7 protein-coding genes are annotated in these 5,643 nt (G+C 59.3%); 2 read left to right on the top strand and 5 right to left on the bottom strand.

From position 1 onward, the window contains the following. A partial coding sequence (locus tag AC1XOS_RS19075; protein WP_481963806.1) for a lysophospholipid acyltransferase family protein occupies positions 1-592 on the top strand: 592 nt, incomplete at its 5' end. A gap of 40 nt (positions 593-632) precedes the next feature. Then, on the top strand, positions 633-1,082 hold the full coding sequence (locus tag AC1XOS_RS19070; protein ID WP_481963805.1) for an SMI1/KNR4 family protein: 450 nt from the start codon (positions 633-635) through the stop codon (positions 1,080-1,082). Here the strand turns inward: AC1XOS_RS19070 and AC1XOS_RS19065 are convergent. The 5 genes from AC1XOS_RS19065 to AC1XOS_RS19045 form a co-directional block, all read right to left on the bottom strand. Continuing rightward, entirely contained in the window at positions 1,079-1,471 is a 393-nt protein-coding gene (locus tag AC1XOS_RS19065; RefSeq protein WP_481963804.1) for a hypothetical protein, read from the bottom strand. The two genes, AC1XOS_RS19070 and AC1XOS_RS19065, sit on opposite strands and share 4 nt — an antisense overlap. Positions 1,472-1,584: 113 nt before the next feature. Then, entirely contained in the window at positions 1,585-2,463 is an 879-nt protein-coding gene (locus tag AC1XOS_RS19060) for a protein kinase family protein (protein WP_481963803.1), read from the bottom strand. Then, on the bottom strand, positions 2,460-2,942 hold the full coding sequence (locus AC1XOS_RS19055; RefSeq protein ID WP_481963802.1) for a DinB family protein: 483 nt from the start codon (positions 2,940-2,942) through the stop codon (positions 2,460-2,462). Before AC1XOS_RS19055 ends, AC1XOS_RS19060 begins: the two co-directional genes overlap by 4 nt. Before the next feature lie 6 nt (positions 2,943-2,948). Continuing rightward, positions 2,949-3,536, bottom strand: a complete 588-nt coding sequence (locus AC1XOS_RS19050) for a hypothetical protein (RefSeq protein ID WP_481963801.1) — start codon at positions 3,534-3,536, stop codon at positions 2,949-2,951. Next, positions 3,533-5,643 (bottom strand): S9 family peptidase (locus tag AC1XOS_RS19045; protein WP_481963800.1); only part of this gene is annotated, 2,111 nt, incomplete at its 5' end. The genes AC1XOS_RS19045 and AC1XOS_RS19050, both read right to left, overlap by 4 nt.

The following is a 5,643-nucleotide window of genomic DNA, read 5'->3' as shown; positions in this document are numbered from 1 at the left end:
GCTGGCAGGCACGGCGCGACTGACCATTGTTGGCGAAGAGGCGGCAATGGCGACGCTGAAGGAGCACAATGGCGGGATCTTGGTGACGTGGCACGGTCGCACGCTCCTCTCGCTCTACCGCTACCGCAACCGAGGCTACTGGGCGCTGGTCTCGCTCTCCAAAGACGGTGACATCCAGGCGCGTAACTTCGAGAGTTTTGGCTACCAGATTGTCCGTGGCTCCACGGGCCGGGGTGGGGCACGGGCGGCGGTTCAGATGCTACGCGAGCTAGAAAAAGGCGGCGTCCTGGCCTTCACCCCCGACGGCCCACGCGGCCCCGCCCGAAAAGTCCAGCCCGGCGTCGTCTTCTTTGCCCGGCGCTCCGGCAAGCCCATTATTCCGCTGATCGCCACTGCAACTCCCCGAAAGCTGCTCACTACCTGGGACGACTACCAGCTTCCCGCCCCGTTCAGTCGCGCCGCCTGGGTCTTCGGTGAGCCAATTTTTATCGGAGAAGGCGAGTCCGATGAAGACGCCTGCCGACGCGTGGAAGAAGCCCTGAATGCCTGCGAAGCACAGGCAGAGGGGATGCTGAGCAAACCTACCCCCTAGCCCCCGCTCGCCGGGGGACTGGGTTCAAGAAAAGCAATCTATGGAAAACGAAACACCGTTAGAGGCGGTTCATACGCAAATCCGCGCGCTTATTGCGGAGCACGGCAAACCAAGATCATTCACCGGCGGCGTCTCACAGGAAGTCATCGACGAGATTGCCAAAGACCTTTCCGTTATCCTCCCCGAAGGCTATATCTGGTTTCTCAAAAACTACGGTCATGGGAATATATTTGGCTCCGAGATCCTCGGGACAGGTTTGGTGAAGCCTTACAGTGTCGTAAAGCGGACACTGTACTGCCGAGAGCGTGGGATGCCCGCGCACTTTATTGCCATTGTCCACTGCGACGAGTACTACTACTGCCTCGACACAGAGACAGGAAAGGTCTTGAACTGGAGCCCCTATGAATCGGGTATCTACCTAACTTCGGAGAGTTTCTTAGACTACTTTCTTGAAGACCTGGAAGATGCTGTGCTTAACATGTACGACTAGCCGAGCGATGGCAATGCCCCTAAGTCGGGCTCCACAAACTCGGCGCGTGCCTGTTGGCTCTTGAGAAGCTCGGGGCTGTAGTGTTTTTGGATGCAGGTGAAGCTCAGTAGTTCGGGGTTTGCGGCGACGAACACGGGCCAGTCTAGGTTTTCCGTGAGGCGCGATGCAATCAACCGGGCGAAGGCGATGGTGATGGTGTGGTGGTAGCCGGTTTGGTTGCCCTTGGCGGCGTTGTAGCGCTGAATGCCCGCGATGATTTTTTCTTCTGCCTCGGCGTAGGACAGGCGGCTCAGGTAGAGAAAGCCCATCCGAACGTGGGAGAAGTGCGTCCACTCGTAGCGCGGAAGGCTGGTGTCTTCAAAAGCCTCCAGAAACATTTCGTCGGTCATCTTCAAATCCCCGCCAATTGAAAGCGGCGTGTATAGGCGCAAGCGCCAAAAAGTCGCTCCGCGACTACAGATTTTTAATCGCGGAGCGATTTCTCAGCCGAAGCATGAGGCTTTTAGACGCCGATTTCAACCGGCGGCAATCCGAGTGCACGTACCGCCCACGGCAGCGCGGATTCGAGCTGGGTGCGCTGGACGGTGCGGACGGTGGGGGCTCCTTCCGGCGGGGGGAGGCCCGCCGAGCTTCCAAAGAACCCAGCCAGCGCGGCGGCCCACGGCGCGGCATCGGGGAGTATCGTCTCGGGGAGCGGGCCGCCTTCGGAGTGTAGGCTCGGGAGCCAGCACGCAATGTCGGCGTCGCCACTGCCTACCGACGACCAGTTCCAGTCCACGATGATCGCCCGATCACCCATAAAACAGAGGTTGTCGGAGCGCACGTCGAGGTGTAGAAAGTCCGTGCCGTCCAAGTTCAGAGCTTTTTCAGCATCGAGAAGCGTCGGGAGGGCGTTTTCCAGCCAGGCAGCGCTACACAAGCCAAGCGATAAAAAGGGCGCTGGGTTCTCGGCGATGGCTGCCCAGCGCGTGAGCACCGCCCGTTCGGCTTCCAGCGTGGGAGTTTGTGGGGGAAGTGGCGCACGGCGAACGTCGGCAAGTGCATAGAGCACTGCGTCCACTCGTGCGGGTGTCCACGGCGGTGGCCAGTGCGCCTCGCTTAGGTCTTCCAGCAAGAGAAACGGCTGATTAGGGTCGTCGTCCCAACCCAGAAACTCCGCCAGAAATGACTGCGTTCCCAAGTGCTCATAGACCACGGCCTCGCGCCGCAGCCAGCGGGCCGTGTCCTCTGTCGTGGCCACTTTCGCGAAGGCAAAATTTCCGTTTGCCAGCTCCAGCCGAAGCCGAAGCGCCAGTGAGTACCCGCCCATGCGCCGCTTGATATTGATGATCCGCTGCCCAAGAGTGGTCTCTAAGCGGGCTTGAAGTTGCGGTGTTATCAAGCAGGTCGCTTTCGTTGTTGCAGCAAAAGCAGAATGGCTTGGCCGCCGTGATACGCCTCGTGGACGATCACATGGGTCATCAGCCAGCTCAGGGTGAACTCCCGCTCTCCACGCATCGCGGTGTGCTGGGGACTGTCCAGCGCCCCGATCAGTCGCTTCGTCTTCTCCCGTGTCGTGGTGAGTAGTGCTTTGTAAACGCTCAGCGGATGCGGCGGTGGCGTTGGCCACTTGATCCCAAACTGGTCTATCTCTGCATTGAGTACGTCGCCTTCAATATCCTGATAGGGCTCACCGCACGCGATGTGGTGGAGCCAGTAGGCCTCGACCTCGGCGATATGCGTGAGTACGGAGCCAATGCTATGGCCATCAGGGAAGGCTTGCCAGGTCAGCTCAGTCTCGGTCACTTCGTCGCCTAGCTCGCCAAGCCACTCGTGGGTCGCTTGATCGAGCTGCTGGAGCCAGTTCTTAATCTCTTCCATGGAAGCCTATCCTCGGTTCTTCGCGGCGAGAATCATGACCAAGAGCCCAAGCAAAGCAAGCGTCTCTTCCGCTTCGGAGAGATCTGTGTGCTTTTCCAGCTGGAACTTACTCTCAAACAGAGACGGCTTCTTGACGAGGCGGAGCACTTTGGCATCGCCGCGCTTGACGAGATAGGCAGGATGAAAAAGAAACGACGTTGCCAGTCCCAGCACAGGAATCTCTCCGACGACCGAGTCAATGACCTTGATCCACGGGTTTTCCTCGTCAATGGAGAGTGTTGCATTGTCCAGCCCCGTAGGGCGGATCTGGTAGTCAATGTTCCAGAGCGATTTCCAGCCGTTACACGTCACGCTCCCCAGCTCTGCGCCGGTGCGGGCATCGGTAAATGTGTAGATTGGATTGACGGCAATCACTTTGTTGCCCTCGATATAGTAGAGAGGCTGAGTCTGCCCAGAGTCCGTGAAGATCGTGATCTTCTCTTTCCAGGAGAGCTTACGCTTTAGATAGCAGACGGTCGCCCCCGATCCATCGGTGACTTCGAGCTGGCTGGTAAACGTGAGGAGCTTAAACGAGATGTTGAGAGGGTAGTTCATGGGGTTTTGCTTTCGGGCTTCGTGTAGAGCGGGCGCAGGTCGCGGACGCCGCGCTCGGTATAGGGCACTCCGGACTTCATCCAATCCGGGCGTGGCGTGTCGAGTAGATAATGGTCGAAGAACTCGGCCATGTGCACGGTCCAGTGCTTCATGTTCTCCCGGCCCGTCAGGCCGTGGCCCTCGCCGTTGTAGTTGAACATAAAGGCTTCTTTTCCGAGGCGACGCAGGGCGGAGAAGAACTCAATTCCCTGTGTCCATGGCACCGCGCCATCGGCATCGTTGTGGATGGAGAGGTAGGGGGTCTGCACTTTATCCACCCAGAAGATCGGGGAGTTCTCGATGTACTTGAGTGGATCCGTCCACGGTGGCCCTCCAATGCGGCTCTGGGTGCGCTCGTACTGAAATGCCCGGCTCATGCCACTCTCGTAGCGAATCCCCCCATACGCACTGACCATGTTGGAGACGGCGGCCCCGGCCTCGACCGCTCGGAAGAGATTACTGCGCGTGATCAGATAGGTGATCTCGTAGGCTCCCCAGCTATGGCCTTGAATCCCGATTCGCTTGTCGTCAATGCTGACGAGGTGCTGCGCTTCTTGGATCGCAGGGAGCACGCACTTCATCGCCGACTCGCCGGGGTAGCCGGTGCGGTAGGTAATATCCGGCCTCAGAACGATATAGCCATTGCTGACAAAGCGGCTCACGTTGATGCTCGTGCCCACCCCCGGCCGCACGTAGTTGTGGAGCTGGTCGGCCATGCGCTCGTAGATATAGACCATGAGCGGGTACTTTTTATTGGGGTCGTAGTTATCGGGGAGTGTCAGGACGGCTTGAAGCTTCTGCCCATCACCGGTGGTGTAGGTCATGAGCTGGCTCTTGCCCCAGACAAACTCGTGCTGCTGTGGGTTGGCATCGGTGAGCTTGGTGGCCTGTGGGATCTTCTCTAGGCGCGGAGCGAGCCAGAGATCGGGGAACTGGTCAAAGCGCTCGCGGGTGAAGAGTACCGTGTCGGCATCGCGTGCCTTGACCGGCGCGCCAAACGAGCAGTCATCCAGAGCTATCTTTGTCGGGCGACCGTCTTTGAGGGAGTCCAGCCGCCAGAAGCCCTCGGCCCGTGATGTCTCATCCGTGACCGAGAAGAGAATCGGCTTGTCGGTGGGGACAGCGGGCTGGTCGGGATCGAAGCCCACGCGACTCATCCGAAAAGTCATGCGGGCCTTGCGCCCACCCGTCACTTGTCGCGCCTCGCCGTTTTCTGGGTTTACCTCCCACAGATCGTACTTATCGTAGACCAAGATGGACTTATCATTGGCAGTCCAGCCCGCCGAGCCGTAGGGTGGTGGTGGCGCGGGGTGGTCATCGTCGACGTTCCAGAGCGCATGCGGAATCTTTGCTCCTAAATCGACCACCTTTTCACTATCAATGCCACGGCAGAGCCACGTTTTCTGCTCCTGGCTCCACCAGACCAGATACTTCTCGTTAGGCGAGAGAAGCGCCGCGCCGCCCTGCTTGGTGAGAACTTTCTTCTTCGCGCCTGACTCTAAATCTACCAGGTAGAGATCGCTGTAGCTCTGATCCCACGAGGTAAGCTGCTCGTAGGGCTTCGCATCGCGCCCCAGGCTCCAGCGCTTGGTATCCTCACCCACGGCAACCGTCGGCTGATCAGGCCCCGAGAGCACGGTAAGTTTCCCACTCTTGAGACTGAGCAGCGCCGGGTAGCTGGGCCGTGCATTGGCGCGGAGCTTCTGCATGGTCTGGAGCAGCGGATCTATCGAGCTCCAGACATCCACATTGATCGGCTCTACGGGGTCTTTGGGTTTTGGCGTGGGCTTGGGCGCAAGCGCGAGGCTTAGCCGCTGGCCATCTTTGAGAAAGCGTGCGCTACTGCCGTCCGCGAGCTGCCAGCCTGCGGGAACGCCTGCCGTCTTTTCCGTCACCAGCTCCGTCGCCTTCGTCTCGCCGACTTTCCAGTGCCACAATGCCCCAGTAGCTCCTCCACTTGTGGGGGCGGGGTTGGCTGCTTTGAGAGCCTTGATAAACAAAAGCTGCTCTCCGGCATCGTCCCAGTCGAGGCCGCGCAGGGTTGCGGGGCCTGTGCTCAGGGCTACAT

The sequence above is a fragment of the Armatimonas sp. genome (genome assembly GCF_964826245.1).
This window is presented reverse-complemented; position numbering and strand designations above follow the sequence as displayed.